Here is an 18,937-nt window from a genome sequence, read left to right as displayed (position 1 = left end):
GGGAGGGGCCTCGTCGGATCAGAGCTGGCGACCGGGTGCGAGCCGGGTGGCATCGCCACCGAGTCGTCCGGTGCCCTTGATCGGTTCGCCATCGTTCGCCTTGACGCCGGCCTTGCTGGCCGCACCGCCGAGGCGAACGATCATGGAGTCGGCGTCCCGGATCAGGACGTCCCGGACCTCCGCCTCGGCCACCAGGGTGGCGTCGGCGGCGAGGTTCCGGAAGTCGGTCAGCTGCTTGATCGCCTTGTTGTCGTTACCGGCTGCCTCGGCCTTGCGGGCCGCGTCCAGCTTCGCCGTCAACTGCTTGTGTGCCGTGGCCGAGAGCCGCCCCGTCGCCTTGAACCGGTCCAGCAGGTTCTGCATGTCCCGGAACGAGGTGGTGACGAAGAACCGGACCGCCGAGGTGGTCTCGTTGCCCGCCTTGTCGGTCGCGGTCACGGTCAGCTCGTGCAGGCCGAGCGGCAGCTCGTACATGGCCTGCAGAGTGCCGCTGGTGTACGCCTGGCCGTCCAACTTGCCGACCACGGTCGCGATGCCCGAGGTCGGGTCGACAGCCTGCCAGGACACCCGGACGTCCTGGCTGTCGCCGTAGAGCTGGCCGTCGGCGAGCCCGGACACCAGCAGCGTCGGCTTGGTGCCGTCGATGCGCAGCACCGCCGACTTGAGCGTCTCGGCGTTGCCCGCCTTGTCGGTCGAGCGGAACAGCAGCTCGTGCTGCCCGTCACCGGTCACCTCGACCGGCGTCGAGTACGGCGTCCACGCGCCACCGTCCAGCGACCACTCCACCGTCTTGACGCCGGAACCGGCGTCGGTCGAGGTCAACACGACCGGGATCGTCCCGTCGTGCCAGCCGGCGTCGTTCGCCGGAGCGAACGTCGCCGAGGTCACCGGCGCCGTGGCGTCGATCTTGACCGAGACGGTCTTCGTCGACTCCACGTTGCCCGCCTCGTCGGTCGAGCGGAACCGCAGCTCGTGCTCGCCGTCCCCGGTGACCTCCACCGGTGCGGTGTAATCCGTCCAGGTGGTAGCCCCGTCCAGCTGGTACGCCGTACCGGCGAGCCCGCTACCGCCGGCCTCGTCGGCAGCGGTGAGCGTGATCGTCACCGGCCCGGTGTACCACCCGTCGGTCGGGGTGCCGGAAACCGCCGCCGTGGTCACCGGCGCGGTCTCGTCGGCCACCTCCGTGCTGAGCCGGAAGTAGTCGAACGAGGCGGTCTTCGACGCCGTCTGGTTGGCGCCGAGGGTGAACAGCCCGACCTTCGGGGTCGCCCCGACCGCGCTGTTGGTCAACGCCGTCAACGCGGTCCAGGTCGTCCCGTCGGCCGAGTACGACGCGGTGAACGTGTCGCCCGTGCGGGCCAGCCGCAGGTGCCACACCGCCGAGGTCAGGTTGGCCGCCTCGGGCTGCGGGTTCTGGACCACCCCGGCGATCTCGCTGCGGAACTCGATCCGCCGCGTCACCGCCTGGCCGGCCTGGTTGTCCGCGATGAAGTCGAGCTTCAGGTAGTTGTCGTCGTCCGCCTGCACGAGTAGACCGGCCTGCTGGTACTGCTCGTTCAGCAGGCTGCCGTCGACCTTCGTCTCCAGGGTCCAGTCGCCGGACGGCGCGGTCTGGAGGATGAAGTTCTTCGGCCCGGTGTTGTCGGTGCCGTAGATGTCACCGTTGGGCACGTCGACGCGCAGCGCGCCGCCGGTGACCCGGTAACCGGTCGGGTCCTCCCGCGTGATGGCGTCCCACCGGCACTTGTCCAGCGAGCTGCCGGTGAACTCGTCCGACGGGTCGACCGGGCCGGCCGGGGCGTCCGGCGTGACCTGGAACGAGTCGAACGCGGCGTCGACAACCGGCGCCTCGGTGCCTCCGTTGAGCGCGAAGACCCCGATCCGTGGGTTGGTGATGCCGGCGAGCGCGGCCGAACGGCCGACCGGGGTGAAGGTCTGCCCGTCGCCCGAGGCGGACGCGGTCAGGTTCGTCCCGTCGCTGGTGATCCGCAGGTACACGGTGTCACCGGCCGGTGCGTTGGTGGCGTCGGCGGCCTCGTTGCGCGGCGTGGCTGCCGTCTCCCGGATGAACTCCACCCGCCGGCTGCCGTTGTACAGCAGGTCCAGCTTGGCGTAGTTGTCGTCGTCGCCGTACACCAGGACGCCGGCCTGCTGGTAGTTGGCCGTCACCGGCAGGGTGACCTTGGTGGTCATCTCCCAGGCACCGGTCGGAGCCGCCTGGAGCACCAGGTTGGTGGCGTCGTTGCGAGCCCCGTAGAGGTCACCCACGCCGGTGGGCAGCCGCAGCGCGCCGCCACTGAGCGAGTAGAGCTGGTTCTCCCGGATCACGCTGGTCCAGCGGGCCTTGTCGAGGGTGTTGCCGTTGAAGTCGTCCGAACGCGCCCCGAAGCAGGACGTGTCGGGCGCGTCCACCCGCACCGGCACCGAGGCGTACGCCTTGGCGCCCTTGCTGTCGGTCACCGTGAGGGTGGCCGTGAAGGTACCCGGGCTGGTGTAGGTGTGGCTGGCGTCCAGGGTGGTCGCCGTGCCTCCGTCACCGAAGTCCCAGGCGTACGTCAGCGGGGTGTCGCCGTCGGCGTCGGTGGCCGTGCCGTCGAAGGCGACGGTGACCGGCGCGGTGCCGGTCGCCGGGGTGGCCGTGGCGCTGACCGTCGGCGGCGCGTTCTCGGTGACACCGCCGCCGACGAAGTCCATCCAGTTGACGTTGAACAGCGAGCCCGTCCCGCCGTTCGGGTCGCGGGCCAGGAAGTACAGCGAACCGCTCGCGGCACCGGTGACCGGTGCGCTCACGTCCGTGTACGTCTGCCAGCCGCCGGTCGCCGGCACGGTGGCCGTGGCGACCACCGGTCCGTCAACGGCACCCGCGCGGACCTCGATCCGACCGCCGGCGGCGGCCGAGGCGGCCCGGAACCGGATCTCGGTGATGTTGGTCAGGTCGGCGGGGGCCACCGACCACCAGTCGCCGTCCTCGATGAACGCGATGTTCTGACCACCGCCGGCGGTGTCGGCGCCGGTCTCCCGCTGCACGCCGGCGTCTCCGCCGCCGGTGCTCACCGGAGCGCGCCCGGTGGCGGTGAAGTACTCGGCCTGCTTCTGCTTCGGCTGCAGGACCTCGATCGACCGGCCGGTGAGCGCGCCGGAACCGCCGGCACCACCCTCGTCGGTGTAGGTGGCCTCGAAGACCGCGAAGACGTTCGCCTCGGCGCCGTGCCCGGAGGCGAGCGACGTCTGGACGGTGCCGGTGCAGCCGGTGTGCTGCTCCAACGGGTGGGCGTGCTCGTCGTGACCGAGCAGCACCTGCAGCTGCACTTTGTCGCAGTCGACCTGCCCGTCCTCCGGGTCGGTCACCTTGATGGTGTAGCGGACCTGGTCACCCCAGTTGAAGAAGCCACCGTCCGGCGGGAACTCGATGGTCACCGTCGGCGCGGTGTTGCCCACGGTGATCGGCACGTTGGCCACCGCGGTACGGCCCTTCGGATTGGTGACCGTGAGCTGGGCGGTGTAGTTGCCCGCCGTGGCGTAGGTGTGCGTCGGGTTCGCCTCGGTCGAGGTCTGCCCGTCGCCGAACGTCCAGGCGTAGGTGAGCGTGCCACCGTCCGGATCCCGGGAGCCGGCGCTGGAGAAGGTGACAGCCAACGGTGCCGCGCCCGAGGTCGGGGTGGCGGACGCCGCCGCGATCGGCGCGCGGTCACCGGCGATGTAGTCGATCCGGTAGATGCCCGAGTTGTCGTTGTTGCCGCCGAAGCCGCTGCCCCACTCGATCAGGTACAGCGCGCCGTCCGGGCCGAACTCGAAGTCCATCGGCCGGACCATGCTCATCCCGGTGAGCAACTGGTTGATGTCCACAAGCGACTTGCCGTCGGCGGTCACCTGCATCGTGTACATCTTGTTCTGGTTCCACTCGCCGAGCAGCGCCTTGCCGTCGTAGTACGCCGGCCACTTCCGGGTGGAGTTGAGGTCGGCGTCGTACCGGTAGACCGGGCCGCCCATCGGGGCGCCACCGCCGCCGATCTCCGGGTAACGCGCGTCACCGGCGTACCCGTAGTCGACGGTCGCGGGGACGACCGGCGGGAGGTTGGTCAGGCCGGTGTTGTTGGGCGAGTTGTTCACCGGTGCGGCGCAGTCGAACTTCGCCCCGCTCGGGCCGGACGGGAACGTGTAGTCGTTGTACGCCTCGTTCGTCCCGGTGCAGTACGGCCAGCCGTAGTTGCCGGGGGTCACGATGTTCCACTCGACCAGACCGCGGGGGCCGCGGTCCGGGTTGTTCGCGTTGGCGTCCGGTCCGTAGTCCCCGACGTAGAGCGTGTCGGTCTTCGGGTCGGTGCCGATCCGGAACGGGTTGCGGAAGCCCATCGCGTAGATCTCGGGACGGGTCTTCTCGGTGCCCGGCGCGAAGAGGTTGCCCGTCGGGACGGTGTACGTCCCGTCGTCCTCCGGGTGGATCCGGATCACCTTGCCGCGCAGGTCGTTGGTGTTGGCCGAGGTGCGCTGCGAGTCGAAGTCCTGGCGACCCGGCCGCTCGTCGAGCGGCGAGTACGAGTTCGACTCGAACGGGTTGGTGTTGTCACCGGTGGCCAGGTACAGGTTGCCGGCGCTGTCGAAGGTCATGCTGCCACCGGCGTGGCAGCAGGTGTTGCGCTGGGTGTCGACCCGCAGCACCTGCTTCTCGCTGGCCGGGTCGATGGTGTCGCCGGTCACCGTGAACCGGGACAGCAGGTTGCGGGTGACGCCGTCGTTCGGCGCGTAGTACAGGTACACCCACTTGTTGGTGGCGAAGTCCGGGTCGAGCCGGATGCCGATCAGACCGTCCTCGTTGCCGGTGAAGACGTCCAGGTCGACGGCGGTGACGGTGCTGCCGGTGTCCGGCTTCACGATCTGCACGCGACCGTCGCGCTCGATGTAGAAGACCCGGCCGTCGGGAGCGATGTCCAACTCCATCGGGTTGCTGGTGTTGCTGTCCAGCGTGACCTTCTCGAAGTTCGAGGTCTTCGAGGCGCCGCAGTCCGCGTCCACCACGCCGGCGGCGGTCTGGATGCCGCCGAGCAGGTGGGAGAGGAACGCGGGGTCGGCGTACGACTCCCGGGTGTGTCCACCGCCGGTGTACCAGGACCGACCACCGTCGAAGTCCTGGCACCAGGCGGTCGGGTGGTCGGCACCCATCGCGCCGGCGCCCGGGGTGTAGCTCTTCTCGTCCAGGCTGGCCAACACGTGCACGTCGGGCCGCGGATTGGTCTGGAAGTTGTACCACTCGTCGAACCGGGACCAGCGGTCCGGCAGCGTGGCGGTGGACGGGTGGGCGTGGTCCTCCACCTTGACCGTGGCCTGCTGGTTGGCCGGGTGGTTGGCGAAGTACGCGCCGACCAGGTCGCCGTACCAGGCCCAGCTGTACTCGGTGTCCGACGCGGCGTGGATGCCGACGTAGCCGCCGCCGGCCTTCACGTAACGCTCGAATGCCGCCTGTTGGTCGGCGTTGAGCACGTCACCGGTGGTGGAAAGCCAGATCACCGCCTTGTACTTCGCAAGGTTGGCGTCGCTGAATGCGGCGCCGTCCTCGGAACTGTCCACGGTGAATCCGTTGGCGGCACCGAGTTGTTGGATGGCGGCGATGCCGGTGGGGATGGAGTCGTGCCGGAAGCCGGCGGTCTTGGAGAAGACCAGGACGGAGTAGGGATCGGCGGCTGCCTTCGCTACCTTCGGCGCCACCTGGGTGACCGGGGAGCCGGCTGGTGCCTCTCGCGGGGGGACCTGCGTGGCCGTCGGCGCCGCCTGCGCGGGCATACCGAACAGCGTCGTCGAGGCGAGAGCTAGGGAGATCAAGGTCGCGGTGATGGGTACGCGGGCACGACGAGAACGGGACACGCCGCCTCCTGTGTCGTAGTGACAGAGCTCGCGGGAGTCGGCTCGCCGAAGGCACTCCCTGATGGAGCCGGCGGTTACACCGTGCCAGGGTGCCCCCGCCGACATTTTGTCGAATCGCTGAACAAATTAATTCGGCTGCCTCGATGTCCGGCAAGATGCCGGCGGGTAACGGTTCTGTAACGGCGGGCGACATTCCGAACAGGACCGCATGAATCAGCCCATTGATTTCGCTCGCTGCCGGCCGGTCCGGGGGACCGGTAGCCGCCGGGACCTCGCCTTGGCAGACCGGCGGATCTGTCGTACGGTGACACGCAAGTAACCCACGGGAGCCCGGTGTACCGGGCTGAGAGGGGGGCTGACAGCCCCCGACCGTTGAACCTGATCCGGGTAATGCCGGCGCAGGGAGGAGCGTTGCCGTGCCGTCCCTAGGACGACTGCATCTGATCACCGACACCCGACCCGGGCGGGACCCACTCACCGTGGTCCGGGCCGCCCTCACGGCTGCCCGCGCCGACCTGGTGGTGCAGGTCCGGGTCGAGGATTCCGCCACCGACCGCGAGGCGTACGACCTGGCCCGAAGGGTGCTGGCGCTCTGCGCGCCGTACCAGGCGACCTGCCTGGTCAACGACAGGTTGCACGTGGCGCTCGCGGTGGGTGCCGACGGCGGGCACGTCGGCGCGGACGACCTGCCGGTCGCCGCCGCCCGCCGGGTGCTCGGCCCGACCGGGGTGCTCGGAGCCACCGCCCGCGCGCCGGGGACAGCGACCGAGGCCGTCACGGCGGGAGCCAGCTACCTGGGCGTCGGACCGTGCCACCCCACCAGCACGAAGTCCGGCCTGCCGGACCCCATCGGGCCCGCCGGGGTACGCGCTGTCGTCGACGCCGTCGACGTGCCGGTCATCGCGATCGGGGGAGTGACCGCCGCCCGGGTGCCGGTGCTGCGGGCCGCCGGGGCGTACGGGGTGGCGGTGGTCGGTGCGGTGTCCGGTGCCGCCGACCCGGCACGGGCGACCGCCGCGCTGATGGAGGCGTTGACGTGCTGACCGGCCGGTCGGAGTCAGCGCCGTCGAGCGACCGGGTCCGGCCGGACGTGGCAGTGGTGGGGGCGGGGCCGATCGGGCTCGCGATCGCCTGGCGCTGCGCCGCCCGAGGGCTGCGCGTGGTGGTGCACGATCCGGCACCCGGCTCGGGGGCCTCGGCGGTGGCCGCCGGCATGCTCGCCCCGGTCGCCGAGGCGTACTTCGGTGAGCGGCAGTTGACCGAACTGCTGCTGGCGTCCGCCGCCCGCTGGCCGACGTTCGCCGCCGAGCTGACCGAGGCGACCGGCGCCGACATCGGCTACCGGACCGAGGGCACCCTGCTGGTCGGGCTGACCGGCGACGACCTGGCTGAGGCGGGTCGACTCTGGGCGTACCAGCAGGGGTTGGGCCTGCCCGTGACCCTGCTGCGCCCCACCGAGCTGCGCGACCGCGAGCCGGCGCTCGCCCCGCGGGTGCGCGGCGGCGCGCTCGCGCCCACCGACCACCAGGTCGACCCCCGGTTGCTGCTGCCGGCATTGCGCACGGCCGCGCAGCGGGCCGGCGCGGTGCTCGTGCCGCAAGCCGTTCGGTTGCTGTCCGACGTGGACGCACGGGTCACCGTGGTCGCCGCCGGCTGCGGGGCCGCCGCACTCACCGGCCTGCCCGTGCGGCCGGTGAAGGGCCAGATCCTCCGGCTCCGCGCGCCCGATGGCGTCGCGCCGGGCTTCCGGCACGTGATCCGGGGGTACGCCGACGGCGAACCCGTCTACCTGGTGCCCCGAGCCGACGGCGAGGTCGTGCTCGGCGCGACGGTCGAGGAACGGTCGGACACCACGGTCACCGCCGGAGCGGTGCAACGCCTGCTCCGCGCCGGCGTCGACCTGCTGCCCGAGCTGGCCGAGTACGACCTGGTCGAGGCGGTCGCCGGGCTGCGCCCGGGCACCCCGGACAACGCACCGATCCTCGGGCCGCTGCCCGGCCGGCCGGACGTCCTGGCCGCCACCGGGCACCACCGACACGGCATCGTGCTCACCCCGATCACCGCCGACCTGATCACCGACCTGGTGCTCACCGGCGTACCCGACCCGCTGCTCGCGCCCTTCCTGCCGGACCGGTTCGTCGTCGCGGCGGACAGCGGCGGACCTGAAACGACGATGGAGGGGGACCGGTGGAGTTGACGGTGAACGGGGCCGGGCGCAGCGTCCCCGGCGGCGCGTCGGTGGCGGACCTGGTCCGCGACGTCGTGCCCCAGCAGCGTGGGGTGGCGGTCGCGGTCAACGGCGAGGTGGTGCCCCGGGCCGGCTGGGCGACCACGGCGCTGCGCGACGGTGACCGGGTCGAGGTGCTCACCGCGGCGCAGGGCGGGTGAGCGGCGTGCCATTCGAGCTGGGTGGGGAGACGTTCACCTCGCGGTTGATCCTCGGCACCGGCGGCGCCGCGAACCTGCACGTGCTGGAGCAGGCTATCCGGGCCTCCGGCACCGAGCTGGTCACCCTGGCGCTGCGCCGGGTGGGCACCGCGCCGGGCTCCTCCGGCGGGCTGCTGGAGCTGCTGGACCGGTGCGGGGTACGGCTGCTGCCGAACACGGCCGGCTGCCACACCGCGACCGAGGCGGTGAAGGTGGCCCGACTGGCCCGGGACGCGTTCGACACCGATTGGATCAAGCTGGAGGTGATCGGCGACGAGCGGACGCTGCTGCCCGACGGGGTGGAGTTGCTCCGCGCCGCCGAGGAGTTGGTCGCCGATGGTTTCACCGTCCTGCCGTACACCAGTGACGACCCGGTGCTCGCCCGTCGGCTCGCCGACGTGGGCTGCGCCGCGGTGATGCCGGCCGGCTCGCCGATCGGTTCGGGGCTCGGCATCGGCAACCCGCACCACATCCGGCTCATCCGTCAGGGTGTCGACGTCCCGGTGATCCTCGACGCCGGCATCGGCACCGCCTCCGACGCGGCCCTGGCCATGGAGTTGGGCTGCGACGCGGTGCTGTTGGCCAGCGCGGTCACCCGGGCCGCCGACCCGGTGGCGATGGCCACCGCGATGCGGTACGCGGTGGAGGCCGGCCGCCTGGCGGCCAGCGCCGGCCGGATCACCCGCCGTTTCCACGCCCTCCCGTCCACCTCCGACGAGGGAAGACCCGACCTGTGACCGGCTCGCTGCCGGCGCTGCCGGCGCTGCCGTCGGGAGATCTTGGAAGCAAACTGCCCCTGGAGGGGCCCATTCCTTCCAAGATCTCGTGGGGAGCCGTGCCGTCGGGGGTTGTCGTTCTTACCGATCGTCGGCTGGTTGGCGCGGACGGGCTTGAGCGGGTTGTCGCGGGTGCTGTGGCTGGGGGAGTGCGTTGGGTGGTGCTGCGGGAGAAGGACCTGCCCCGCGCCGAGCGCGCCGCCCTCGCCGCCGGTCTGCGCGCGATCCTCGCCGACGTCGGCGGGACCCTCATCGTGGCCGGTCCCGACCCGCTCGGCGGCGACGCCGTTCACCTGCCCGCCGCCGGCCCGTACCCGCCGCCGCGCCTGCCGCTGGTCGGCCGTTCGTGCCACGACCAAACCGAGCTGAACCGGCTGACCACCGAGCACTACGCCACCGTCTCCCCGGTCCATCTGACCAGGACGAAGCCGGGTTACGGCCCACCCCTCGGCACGGAAGGGCTGCGCAGGTTGACCGAGGTCAGCCGCGTGCCCACCCTCGCCCTGGGCGGAGTCGAGACACCGGAACAGGTAACCGCCTGCGTCCAAGCCGGAGCCGTAGGAGTTGCCGTACTGGGCGCACTGATGCGAGCCCAAGACCCCACCGAGACAGCAGCCACCCTGACCAGCGCTTATGTCGAGGCGGTCACACCGGTGCTGACCCAAACCCGGCACGGAGTCACCAGATCTCCACGAGTGGGGCTGCGGCCGACCGTGCCCACGCAGGGATCAAGCCTGACCGCCCGGAGTGGGCACGGTCGGCCGCAGCCCCCAACTGCAACCAAGGATCGGCCGCAGCCCCCAACCCAGGAGGGGACATGACCCCGACCACAGTGCTGACAATCGCCGGCTCAGACTCCGGCGGCGGTGCCGGCATCCAGGCCGACCTCAAGGTCTTCGCCGCGCTGGGCGCGTACGGCACCAGCGTCCTCACGGCGGTCACCGCGCAGAACACCCAGGGTGTCGACGCCGTGCTGCCGTTGCCGCCGCGCACCGTCACCGAGCAACTGGAGAGCGTCCTCGGCGACTTCACCATCGGCGCGGTCAAGACGGGGATGCTCGGCACCCCGGCGGTCGCCGACGTGGTGGCCGAGGCCGCGAGGGACGGTCGGCTGCCCCAACTCGTCGTCGACCCGGTGCTGGTCGCCACCAGTGGCCACCGGCTCGGCGTGGTCGGCGCGGTGGAGAGGCTGCTGCCGTACGCCAGGGTGGCGACACCGAACTGTGCGGAGGCCGCGGCCATCACCGGGCGCCCGGTGGACGACGTGGCCGGGATGGTCGCGGCCGCCGAGGCCCTCGTGGCCGGCGGCCCGGAATACGTGGTGGTCACGGGCGGTGACCTGGACGGGGGCGAGGCGGTCGACGTGCTGCACGGCGGCGGCGTCACCACCCTGCTGCGCGCGCCCCGGGTGACCACCCGGCACACCCACGGCACCGGTTGTTCGTTCTCGGCGGCGATCGCCGTGCGGCTCGCGTTGGGCGATCCGGTGCCGGCGGCGGTGGGAGCCGCCAAGGAGTACGTGCTCCGCGCGCTGACCGGCGCGCGGAGTTGGGAGCTGGGCGCGGGACGTGGGCCGCTGGATCACTTCGGCTGGTCCGCTTGATCATCAGGGAGGCTGTCATGCAGGCACGAGGCAAGGTGTACGTCGAGGGTTCACGGCCGGACGTCCGGGTGCCGTTCGCGGAGGTGGAGCTGACCGGCGACCATCCGCCGGTGCGGCTCTACGACACGTCGGGTCCCGGATCCGACCCTGAGGTGGGGTTGCCGCCGCTGCGCGGACCGTGGATCGCCGAGCGGGGTGATGTGGCGCCGGTGCGGGGTGCGGGCACGCCGCTAGCTGGGGTGGACGGTCGCCGGCCCACGCAGTTGGCGTACGCGCGGGCCGGCGTGGTGACGCCGGAGATGGAGTTCGTGGCGATCCGGGAGAACTGCGACCCGGAGTTGGTACGGGCCGAGATCGCCGCCGGCCGGGCGGTGCTGCCGCTCAACGTGAACCACCCGGAGTGCGAGCCGGCGATCATCGGTAAGGCGTTCCTGGTCAAGGTGAACGCCAACATCGGCACCTCGGCGGTCAGTTCGTCGGTCGCCGAGGAGGTGGAGAAGCTGACCTGGGCCACCCGGTGGGGTGCGGACACCGTGATGGACCTGTCCACCGGCAAGCGGATCCACGAGACCCGCGAGGCGATCGTGCGCAACTCGCCGGTGCCGATCGGGACGGTGCCGATCTACCAGGCGTTGGAGAAGGTCGGCGGCGACCCGGTGAAGTTGAGCTGGGAGGTGTTCCGGGAGACCGTGATCGAGCAGGCCGAGCAGGGCGTGGACTACATGACGGTGCACGCCGGTGTGCTCCTGCCGTACGTGCCGCTGGCCGTGGACCGGGTGACCGGGATCGTGTCCCGAGGCGGCTCGATCATGGCGGCGTGGTGCCTGGCGCACCACGAGGAGAACTTCCTCTACACGAACTTCGAGGAGCTGTGTTCGCTGCTCGCGAAGTACGACGTGACGTTCTCCCTCGGCGACGGGCTGCGGCCCGGCTCGATCGCCGACGCCAACGACGAGGCGCAGTTCGCCGAGCTGCGCACCCTCGGCGAGCTGACGAAGGTCGCCTGGGCGTACGACGTCCAGGTGATGATCGAGGGCCCCGGCCACGTGCCCATGCACAAGATCAAGGAGAACGTGGACCTGCAGCAGGAGTGGTGCCACGAGGCGCCCTTCTACACGCTCGGCCCGTTGACCACCGACATCGCTCCGGCGTACGACCACATCACCTCGGCGATCGGCGCCGCGATGATCGGAATGTTCGGCACCGCGATGCTCTGCTACGTCACCCCGAAGGAGCACCTTGGACTGCCGGACCGTGACGATGTCAAGGCGGGCGTGATCGCGTACAAGATCGCGGCACACGCGGCGGACCTGGCCAAGGGGCACCCCGGCGCGCAGGAGTGGGACGACGCGCTGTCGAAGGCGCGGTTCGAGTTCCGCTGGGAGGACCAGTTCAACCTTTCGTTGGACCCGGAGACGGCGCGGTCGTACCACGACGCGACGCTGCCGGCCGAGCCGGCGAAGACGGCCCACTTCTGCTCGATGTGTGGCCCGAAGTTCTGCTCCATGAAGATCACCCAGGAGCTCAAGGAGTACGCCGCCCGCGGCATGAAGGACAAGTCGGAGGAGTTCGTCTCCGGCGGTGGAAAGGTCTACCTGCCGCTGGCCTGACCGGTCCCGCACGCTGGGCGCAGCCGGCGGCCAGCGGTGACTGTCGGTTACCTCCGTCGTGGCGGATGCGGTAGTGAGCGGTATACCAGAGAGTCATATTCATACCTCTGTGGTATACCGCTCACAGCACGTCGGCATGGCAGGCAGCCAAGTCGATGGCGAGGGCCCTTCGCTGCGCCCGCGTTCCGATGCGCGATCTCGTGGGTCAGTCGCGGTAGTGCCGACCGGTGGAGCGCAGCGACCGGCGGCCGCTCTCCTGCTCCGGCTCGTTGTCAGACACCGGCTTGCTCAGACCGGCGACCCAGTCGACGAACTCCTCGTCCTGGGTCGGCAGCGGCTCCGTCTCAGCCGACGGCTCCTGGCTTTCCTCTTCGGTCCGGGACCCCTTGCGGCGGAACAGACCGCCGAGCCGTCCTCGCCGGGAGGGCTGCTCCGCCACCACTCCGGTGGTCGGTGTGGCAGCCGACTCGTCGTCGGTAGTCGCCGGGCCGGCGGCGCGGGTGGCGGCGTCGGAGGGCGTGTCAGCCTGGCCCGGGACAACTGGTGACGCTGCGGGGCTCGGCTGCCGCCGGGGAGCGGCCGGTTTGGCGGTGGCGGCCTGGCCCGGGACGACCGGAGACGCGGTCGGGCTCGCAGGTTCGGCGCGGGTGGCTGGTTCGGCAGCGGCAGCCGATTCGCTGGCTGCTGCGGAATCAGTCGACGTCGACCGGGCGGTGTTCGACGACTGCGCCGGCCCGGCACGGCGGGTGGTGTTGAAGGCGTCCCAGGTGCTGGCCCGGCTCAGGTCCGGCAACGGCGCCCGGTGCCGTGGCCTCGGCTCATCCGGCCCAGAGCCTGTCTCCGCTGTTGCTGGCCCCGGGTCGGAGGCTTGCGGCGGCACCGTCCGCGCCGAGGCGACCGGCCAGGCCGGCGCGGTCGGCGTCCACCGGTCCGCGTCCGGGTCGCTGCTGGCGGCGATCCCGAACAACCCGGCGGTGGAACTGTCCTCGGCGGCGGGCCGCTCACTGTCGGTCTCGTCGGTACTGGTGGCTGTTGATCCACTTGCCGGTTCGGCCGGCGACCCGGTGGGACCGGTGGCAGTGGCGGCCGGGGTGCGCGCCGGATCGGCGGCTTCCGTCGTGGAGTCGGTTGCGACGGTCGGGGTGGCCGGCACCCCGGTCGAGCCGGTCGGGGCAGCCGGCGCAGGGGTGGAGCTGGTTGCGGCAGTCGGGGCGGTCGGCGCGGCTGCTGCTGCGGCTGGCGTGCCGGATTCAGCGGCCGGAATGGCCTCGGTGGTCAGACCGGACGCGGTGTCCTGGCTCTCCGTGCTGCGCTCCGGAGTGTCGGTGGCTTTGCCAGGGCCGGTCCGGCCGGCCGACTTTCCGGGCCGGGTGACCTTCGTGGCCCGACCGGTGGGCGTCTCGTCGGTGGTCTCCGACAAGGATGACGGTGCGCCGTCCGGCGTGTCGGAGGTGGTGGCGGCCGGGCTGACCTTCGGCTTACGGATACGGCGCGGCTTGGGCGTCAGCGGTGCGTCGGCTTCGCTCGCGCTGGTCGTGCCCGCGCTGGTCGTGCCCGCGCTGGTCGTGCCCGCGCTGGTCGTGCCTGTGCTGGTCGTGCCCGCGCTGGTCGTGCCCGCGCTGGTCGTGCCTGTGCTGGTCGTGCCTGCGCTGGTCGTGCCTGCGCTGGATGGGGCCGCACTGGAGGGCTCGGCGGTGGGGGCGTCCTTGCCGGTGGCGGCTGGTCGGTCGCCGGTGACCGTCGTCGCGCTGCCCGTCGGCTCGTCGGCCGGGCCACCTGCCGGAGCGGCAGCGCCGGCGCGTCCGGCTGTGGTGCTGGTCGGGGCGGCCTCGGTCGAGCTGGTGGCGTCGGTGGCCGGGGGCGCGGTGTCGGCCGGGGAGGTGGCCTCGTCCCGGCTCGACCTGCGCGTCAGCGCTTCGGTGGAGAAGGCAGTGGTCGGATCGGTCCGCCATGCCGCAGGCGTCGTCGGCGCGGCGGGGGTCGGACCGTGCTGGCCGCTCGCGGTGGTCGCCGGCCAGTCCCAGTGCGCCGGGACGGTGCGTACGCCATCGGAGCCGCCTGCGGCACGCGGACCCGGGGTGGTGCCGGTCAGCTCGGTGCCGGTCAGCTCCGCGCCCGCCGGCTGCCCGGCCGGCGAATCTGTGTTGGCGAGCTGCGCGTCGGTGCGTTCGACGGTGTCCCGGTCGTTCGTCGAACCTGCCGAGGCGGTGCCGGGCAGGAGGGGGCTGGCGGGCAGCGGGCGCAGGATGTCGCTGGGCTCGATCGCCTGCGGATCCGCGGCGCGGGTGCCCGCAGGCCAGCGCAGCAGCGCCGCGGCGGCCGCGCCGAGCGCGCCGGCGAGGATCGCGATCAGCGCGGCGTAGTAGGGGCTGACCTGGTAGCGGTCCACCGGGTCGCCCGGGCCGGCGGTCAGGTAGGCGAACGCCACAAGCACCGGGCCGGCCACCCCGGTCGCCCCGCTGACAAGTGGTGCCTGGCCCCGCCAGCGAGCCAGGCCAGCGGTCGCGGCACCGGCCAGCAGCGCCACGGTGGGCAGCAGGAGCAGCGCCAACTGTTGTGCGGCCGCGTCGTTCAGCCAGCTCGGCTCCAACACCCCGAGCCGGACGGTCGGCAGCGGGCCGGCCGTACCGAGCGAGGGCAGGACGGAGATCAGCGCCAGCAGCCAGACCGCGCCGGCCACGGCCGCCATGTTCCAGCCCAGCTCGGGTCGGAGCAGGACAGCGATCGCGGCGCCCGCCCCGATCACCGCACCGAGTACGGCGCAGATGCCCACCGCCCAGACCGGATCGACGGAGATCAACTCCGCGGCGCGGGCGGGCTGCATGCAGAGCGGGGCGATGACGGTGGCACCGAGCGCCGCCGCGCCACCGATTGCCAACTGCCGGCCGGTGCTCGCCGCCGGAGCGTCGCGGTGAGCGAGGCGTCCGGTCAGGACGGCACCGGCGACGGCGGCGTTCGCGGCGAACCAGCCCACCCAGACGAGCTGGGCCGGCCACTGGTTGACGGTCGTACCGGTGAAGGCGCCGGTGAGCCGGACGATGCCGAAACCGTACGCGACGCCGAGCTGGCCGGCCCCGGCCAGCACGCTCACCCCGAGCGCCGTGAGCAGCAGTCTGCCCCAGGTCCGAAAGGCCATGACCGGCACGTTACGCACCCGGTACACCCGATCGCCACCGGCGCGCCGCGCGGCGCGTCGGCCCACGCTCGGCGGGTCTACTTGAGTTCGACCAGCCGAGCGAGGTAAGTCGTGTCTCCGACATTGGTGAGCATGTGTACTGCCCCCGGGTCCCGGTAGACCACTCCGCCGGTGGGTTCGTCGGCGTCGATCCGGGTGCCGTCGATCGTCTGCACGATGTTCTTCGCGCCCTCGATCGCCACCACCAGGTAGGGGTGATCATGCCGATGCAGCGGTTGCCGCTCGCCCGGCTCAAGGCGGATGTGCCAGACCCGGACCCGGTCGTTCTCGTACACGATCTCCTGGCCCACCGGCCCGAGTTCGGTTCCGTCGACGATCACGTCGCTCATCGTTCTCCGTCCAGTTGGGGGAGCACCTCGGCCGCGATCAGCTCGAGGTGGTCGAGATCAGCGAAGTCGATCAGGCGCAGGTGGACCCGGGTGGCGCCGATCGCGGCGAACTCGCCGATCCGCTGGGCGAGCTGCGCGGGCGAACCGACCACCGGGTCTTCCGGCGGCAGGGCGCTCTTCTCGTGCAGGGGCGCGGCACGCCGCTGGGCCTCCGCGTCGGTCCGACCGATGGCCACGACGATCCCGGCGGAGAGCACCAACGGCTCGCGCCCGGACTCCGTCCGTCCGGTGCGTTCGCACGCCTCACGCACCCGGTCGAACGCCTTGGCCGTGTCCGCCACGGACTTGAACGGCATGTTGAACTCGTCGGCGTACCGGGCGGCCAGCTCGGGGGTGCGCTTGGGGCCGCGCCCGCCCACGATGATCGGTGGCCCGGGCACCTGCACCGGCTTGGGCAGGGCCGGGGCGTCGACCAGGCGGTAGTGGTCGCCGGTGAAGCTGTAGGTCTCGCCGGACGGGGTGCGCCACAGCCCGGTGATCACTTCGAGCTGCTCGGCCAGCCGGTCGAAGCGCTCGCCGACCGGCGGGAACGGAATGCCGTACGAGGTGTGCTCACGCTCGTACCAGCCGGCGCCGATGCCGAGGTCGACCCGGCCGCCGCTCATCTGGTCGACCTGCGCCACCAGCACCGCGAGAGGGCCGGGCAGGCGGAAGGTGGCGGACGTCACCAGGGTGCCGAGCCGGATCCGTTCGGTCTCCCGGGCCAGCGCGGCGAGGGTCAGCCACGCGTCCGTCGGGCCGGGTAGGCCGGGGTCGGCGCCCATCGACTGGTAGTGGTCGGCGCGGAGGAAACCCTCGTACCCGCAGGCCTCGACCAGCCGGGCGAACCGGAGTTGGTCGTCGTAGCTGGCGCCCCGGTGCGGCTCGGTGAAGACCGAAACCCGCATGTTCATCGTCCTTCCGAGTCGGTCGTGGCCGGCTGGTCGCGTTCCATCAACAGCTCGTGGAGGTCGGCGCTGACCTGGGCGACATCGGCCAGGTGCGCGTTGCGGCCCAGGGTGCGGGGCCGGGGGATGTTGACGTCGACCACCTTGCGGATCCGGCCGGGGCGAGGGCTCAGCACGACCACCCGGTCGGCGAGCAGCACCGCCTCGTCGATCGAGTGGGTGACGAAGACGATGGTCGGCTTGTTCTCCATGTGTACGCGCTGGAGTTCGCCGGAGAGTTCCTCGCGGGTGAGCGCGTCAAGCGCGGAGAACGGCTCGTCCATCAGCATCACCCGGGGCTCACCGATCAACGACCGGCACAGCGACACCCGCTGCTGCATGCCGCCGGAGAGTTCGTGCGGCAGCCTCTTCTCGAAGCCGGCCAACCCGGCCACGTCAAGCAGTTGCCGGGCCCGCTCGCGGTGCTTGGCGCGGCCCCAGCCGAAGATCTCCACCGGCAGCAGGACGTTGTCCAGCACGGTGCGCCAGGGCAGCAGCGCCGGCTTCTGGAACAGCATGGCGATGTCCTGCCGAGGGCGGGTGATCGGCGTACCGGCCACGGTGATCTCGCCCGCGGTCAGCGGGAGCAGGCCGGCGATCAGTCGCAGCAGGGTGGACTTTCCGCAGCCGGAGCGGCCGAGCACGGCGACGAACTCGCCCTCGGCGACGTCGAGGTTGATGCCACGCAGGGCCTCCACCCGACCAGATCGGCCCTCGAAGGTACGCGACACCCCGGCCAGTTGGATCATCTCCGGCGGACCTCCGCTGAGTGAACGGTCAGGAATCCGGCAAAGGCTAGCGGGCCTGTCTGCGTATCGCACCGTCCGGGGTGGTCATCAGGTTGTTTCCGTTCCGCAACCCGATACGCCTGGCGTCGCAAGCGTGGCTTTCTCGTACGCTGTGGCCGCGAAGAGTCCCCTCACTACAGCGACGCCCGGCTCCCACCCCTCCTGCCGGCCCGTCAAATACAACCCCCTCCGGTGGCCAGCCGCCCCCGGTCGGAAAGGACATGGTGCACTGATGAGAAGGCTGACCCGTACGGTCGCTACGGCCGCGCTGGCCACCGCCCTCGCTCTTGTCTCCGCCTGCAGCAGCGGGTCGGATTCGGCCGACGACGCCAAGGGGGGTGACGGCAAGGCGCTGGAGAAGGTGACCTACCTCACCTCCTTCGGTCAGTTCGGCCGCGACGCCTACGCCTGGGTGGCGAAGGACAAGGGCTACTTCAAGGAAGCCGGCTTCGACGTCGAGATCAAGGCCGGTCAGGGCACCGGTGGTGTGATCCAGACCATCGTCGGCGGTCAGGCCGACTTCGGCCCGGTCGACCTCACCGGCAGTCTGCTCCAGGTCGGCAACGGCCAGGCGAAGGACTTCACCGTGGTGGCCGCGATCCAGCAGCGCACCATGGCGGGCATCGCCACGCTCGAGGGCAAGAGCATCGCCTCGCCGAAGGACCTGGAGGGCAAGAAGCTCGCCGACACCCCCGGCTCCGTGGTCCGCAACCTCTTCCCGACGTACGCCCGGCTCGCCGGCGTGGACGCGAGCAAGGTGACCTGGGTCAACGGCGACGCGCAGACCCTGATCGGCACGCTGGCCAACGGCTCGGTCGACGGCATTGGCCAGTTCGTCGTGGGTCAGCCGACCATCGAGGCGGCGGCCAGGAAGAAGGCCGTCATGCTGCCGTACAGCAACGTGATGCAGGACCTCTACGGCAACGTGCTGATCACCTCCTCGAAGATCGCCAAGGAGAAGCCCGAGATGGTGAAGCGGTTCACCGCTGCGCTGCTCAAGGGCCTGGAGTACAGCCTGGCCAACTCCAAGGAGGCCGGCGAGATCCTGAAGAAGAACGTCGAGGCCGCCAACCCGGCCGCCGCCGCCGCCGAGCTTGAGCTGATGGCCGCGTACGTCCGTTCCGGCAACACCGGCACCGCGATCGGCACCCTGGACAGCGGTCGGGTCGCCAAGAGCATCGCCATCCTGCAGGGCGCTGGTTCGCTGAAGCAGAACATCACCCCCGAGCAGATCATCGACTTCAGCCTCGCGCCGAAGGCCTGATCGTCCGGTCGCCACCAGGGGGTACGTCCCGCCGATTCCGGTGGGACGTACCCCCGTCGCACGTCGGCCCCCGGGGGCCGTGGGATTTCGAGGAGGACA

At 71.4% G+C, this 18,937-nt stretch carries 13 protein-coding genes and 1 riboswitch; of the genes, 8 read left to right on the top strand and 5 right to left on the bottom strand.

Annotated elements, in window-relative coordinates; translation table 11 throughout:
* Positions 1-18: 18 nt before the first annotated feature.
* On the bottom strand, positions 19-5,859 hold the full coding sequence (locus C7C45_RS08460) for a ThuA domain-containing protein (protein ID WP_110563080.1): 5,841 nt from the start codon (positions 5,857-5,859) through the stop codon (positions 19-21).
* A 312-nt stretch (positions 5,860-6,171) separates the two neighbouring features.
* A riboswitch (TPP riboswitch) is annotated at positions 6,172-6,281 on the top strand.
* Here C7C45_RS08460 and thiE point away from each other — a divergent pair.
* From thiE to thiC, 7 genes are all read left to right on the top strand, one after another.
* A complete protein-coding gene (gene thiE, locus C7C45_RS08455; RefSeq protein WP_110563284.1) occupies positions 6,276-6,902 on the top strand; it encodes a thiamine phosphate synthase in 627 nt (208 codons plus the stop codon). (Overlaps the previous riboswitch by 6 nt.)
* Complete coding sequence (gene thiO / locus C7C45_RS08450; RefSeq protein ID WP_425271122.1) at positions 6,896-8,056, top strand: glycine oxidase ThiO; 1,161 nt, start codon at positions 6,896-6,898, stop codon at positions 8,054-8,056. Before thiE ends, thiO begins: the two co-directional genes overlap by 7 nt.
* On the top strand, positions 8,047-8,247 hold the full coding sequence (gene thiS, locus C7C45_RS08445) for a sulfur carrier protein ThiS (RefSeq protein WP_110563079.1): 201 nt from the start codon (positions 8,047-8,049) through the stop codon (positions 8,245-8,247). The genes thiO and thiS overlap by 10 nt, the downstream gene beginning before the upstream one ends.
* Positions 8,244-9,023 carry a thiazole synthase gene (locus C7C45_RS08440; RefSeq protein WP_110563078.1) on the top strand — a complete coding sequence of 260 codons (780 nt, stop codon included), beginning with the start codon at positions 8,244-8,246 and terminating at the stop codon, positions 9,021-9,023. The genes thiS and C7C45_RS08440 overlap by 4 nt, the downstream gene beginning before the upstream one ends.
* A gap of 98 nt (positions 9,024-9,121) precedes the next feature.
* Positions 9,122-9,883, top strand: a complete 762-nt coding sequence (locus C7C45_RS08435; RefSeq protein WP_341866483.1) for a thiamine phosphate synthase — start codon at positions 9,122-9,124, stop codon at positions 9,881-9,883.
* Positions 9,880-10,665 carry a bifunctional hydroxymethylpyrimidine kinase/phosphomethylpyrimidine kinase gene (gene thiD, locus C7C45_RS08430; protein WP_110563077.1) on the top strand — a complete coding sequence of 262 codons (786 nt, stop codon included), beginning with the start codon at positions 9,880-9,882 and terminating at the stop codon, positions 10,663-10,665. Before C7C45_RS08435 ends, thiD begins: the two co-directional genes overlap by 4 nt.
* 17 nt (positions 10,666-10,682) lie before the next feature.
* Positions 10,683-12,275 (top strand): phosphomethylpyrimidine synthase ThiC, encoded by a 1,593-nt coding sequence (thiC, locus tag C7C45_RS08425; protein WP_110563076.1) that lies wholly within the window; start codon positions 10,683-10,685, stop codon positions 12,273-12,275.
* Positions 12,276-12,480: 205 nt separating this feature from the next.
* Here the strand turns inward: thiC and C7C45_RS08420 are convergent, their stop codons facing one another.
* The 4 genes from C7C45_RS08420 to C7C45_RS08405 form a co-directional block, all read right to left on the bottom strand.
* Positions 12,481-15,411 carry a hypothetical protein gene (locus C7C45_RS08420; protein ID WP_146247293.1) on the bottom strand — a complete coding sequence of 977 codons (2,931 nt, stop codon included), beginning with the start codon at positions 15,409-15,411 and terminating at the stop codon, positions 12,481-12,483.
* A 77-nt stretch (positions 15,412-15,488) separates the two neighbouring features.
* The gene (locus tag C7C45_RS08415) at positions 15,489-15,800 is read right to left on the bottom strand and encodes a cupin domain-containing protein (RefSeq protein ID WP_110563074.1); all 312 of its coding nucleotides are present in this window, start codon (positions 15,798-15,800) and stop codon (positions 15,489-15,491) included.
* Positions 15,797-16,747, bottom strand: coding sequence for an LLM class F420-dependent oxidoreductase (locus C7C45_RS08410; RefSeq protein ID WP_110563073.1), 951 nt, complete (start codon positions 16,745-16,747; stop codon positions 15,797-15,799). Before C7C45_RS08410 ends, C7C45_RS08415 begins: the two co-directional genes overlap by 4 nt.
* A 2-nt stretch (positions 16,748-16,749) precedes the next feature.
* Positions 16,750-17,535, bottom strand: a complete 786-nt coding sequence (locus C7C45_RS08405; RefSeq protein WP_110563072.1) for an ABC transporter ATP-binding protein — start codon at positions 17,533-17,535, stop codon at positions 16,750-16,752.
* Positions 17,536-17,806: 271 nt separating this feature from the next.
* Here C7C45_RS08405 and C7C45_RS08400 point away from each other — a divergent pair, with 271 nt between their 5' ends.
* Complete coding sequence (locus tag C7C45_RS08400; RefSeq protein ID WP_110563071.1) at positions 17,807-18,838, top strand: ABC transporter substrate-binding protein; 1,032 nt, start codon at positions 17,807-17,809, stop codon at positions 18,836-18,838.
* Positions 18,839-18,937: the final 99 nt, after the last annotated feature.

Origin of the sequence: Micromonospora arborensis (assembly GCF_003205615.1) — a bacterium.
In the GTDB taxonomy this organism is placed as follows: Bacteria; Actinomycetota; Actinomycetes; order Mycobacteriales; family Micromonosporaceae; genus Micromonospora; species Micromonospora arborensis.
This window is presented reverse-complemented; position numbering and strand designations above follow the sequence as displayed.

Excerpts from the sequence above, each read along its gene's own strand:
- thiD (WP_110563077.1), top strand. The coding sequence starts at position 9,880 with ATGACCCCGACCACAGTGCTGACAATCGCCGGCTCAGACTCCGGCGGC.
- thiC (WP_110563076.1), top strand. The coding sequence starts at position 10,683 with ATGCAGGCACGAGGCAAGGTGTACGTCGAGGGTTCACGGCCGGACGTC.
- C7C45_RS08420 (WP_146247293.1), bottom strand. The coding sequence starts at position 15,411 with ATGGCCTTTCGGACCTGGGGCAGACTGCTGCTCACGGCGCTCGGGGTG.
- C7C45_RS08415 (WP_110563074.1), bottom strand. The coding sequence starts at position 15,800 with ATGAGCGACGTGATCGTCGACGGAACCGAACTCGGGCCGGTGGGCCAG.
- C7C45_RS08410 (WP_110563073.1), bottom strand. The coding sequence starts at position 16,747 with ATGCGGGTTTCGGTCTTCACCGAGCCGCACCGGGGCGCCAGCTACGAC.
- C7C45_RS08405 (WP_110563072.1), bottom strand. The coding sequence starts at position 17,535 with ATGATCCAACTGGCCGGGGTGTCGCGTACCTTCGAGGGCCGATCTGGT.
- C7C45_RS08400 (WP_110563071.1), top strand. The coding sequence starts at position 17,807 with ATGAGAAGGCTGACCCGTACGGTCGCTACGGCCGCGCTGGCCACCGCC.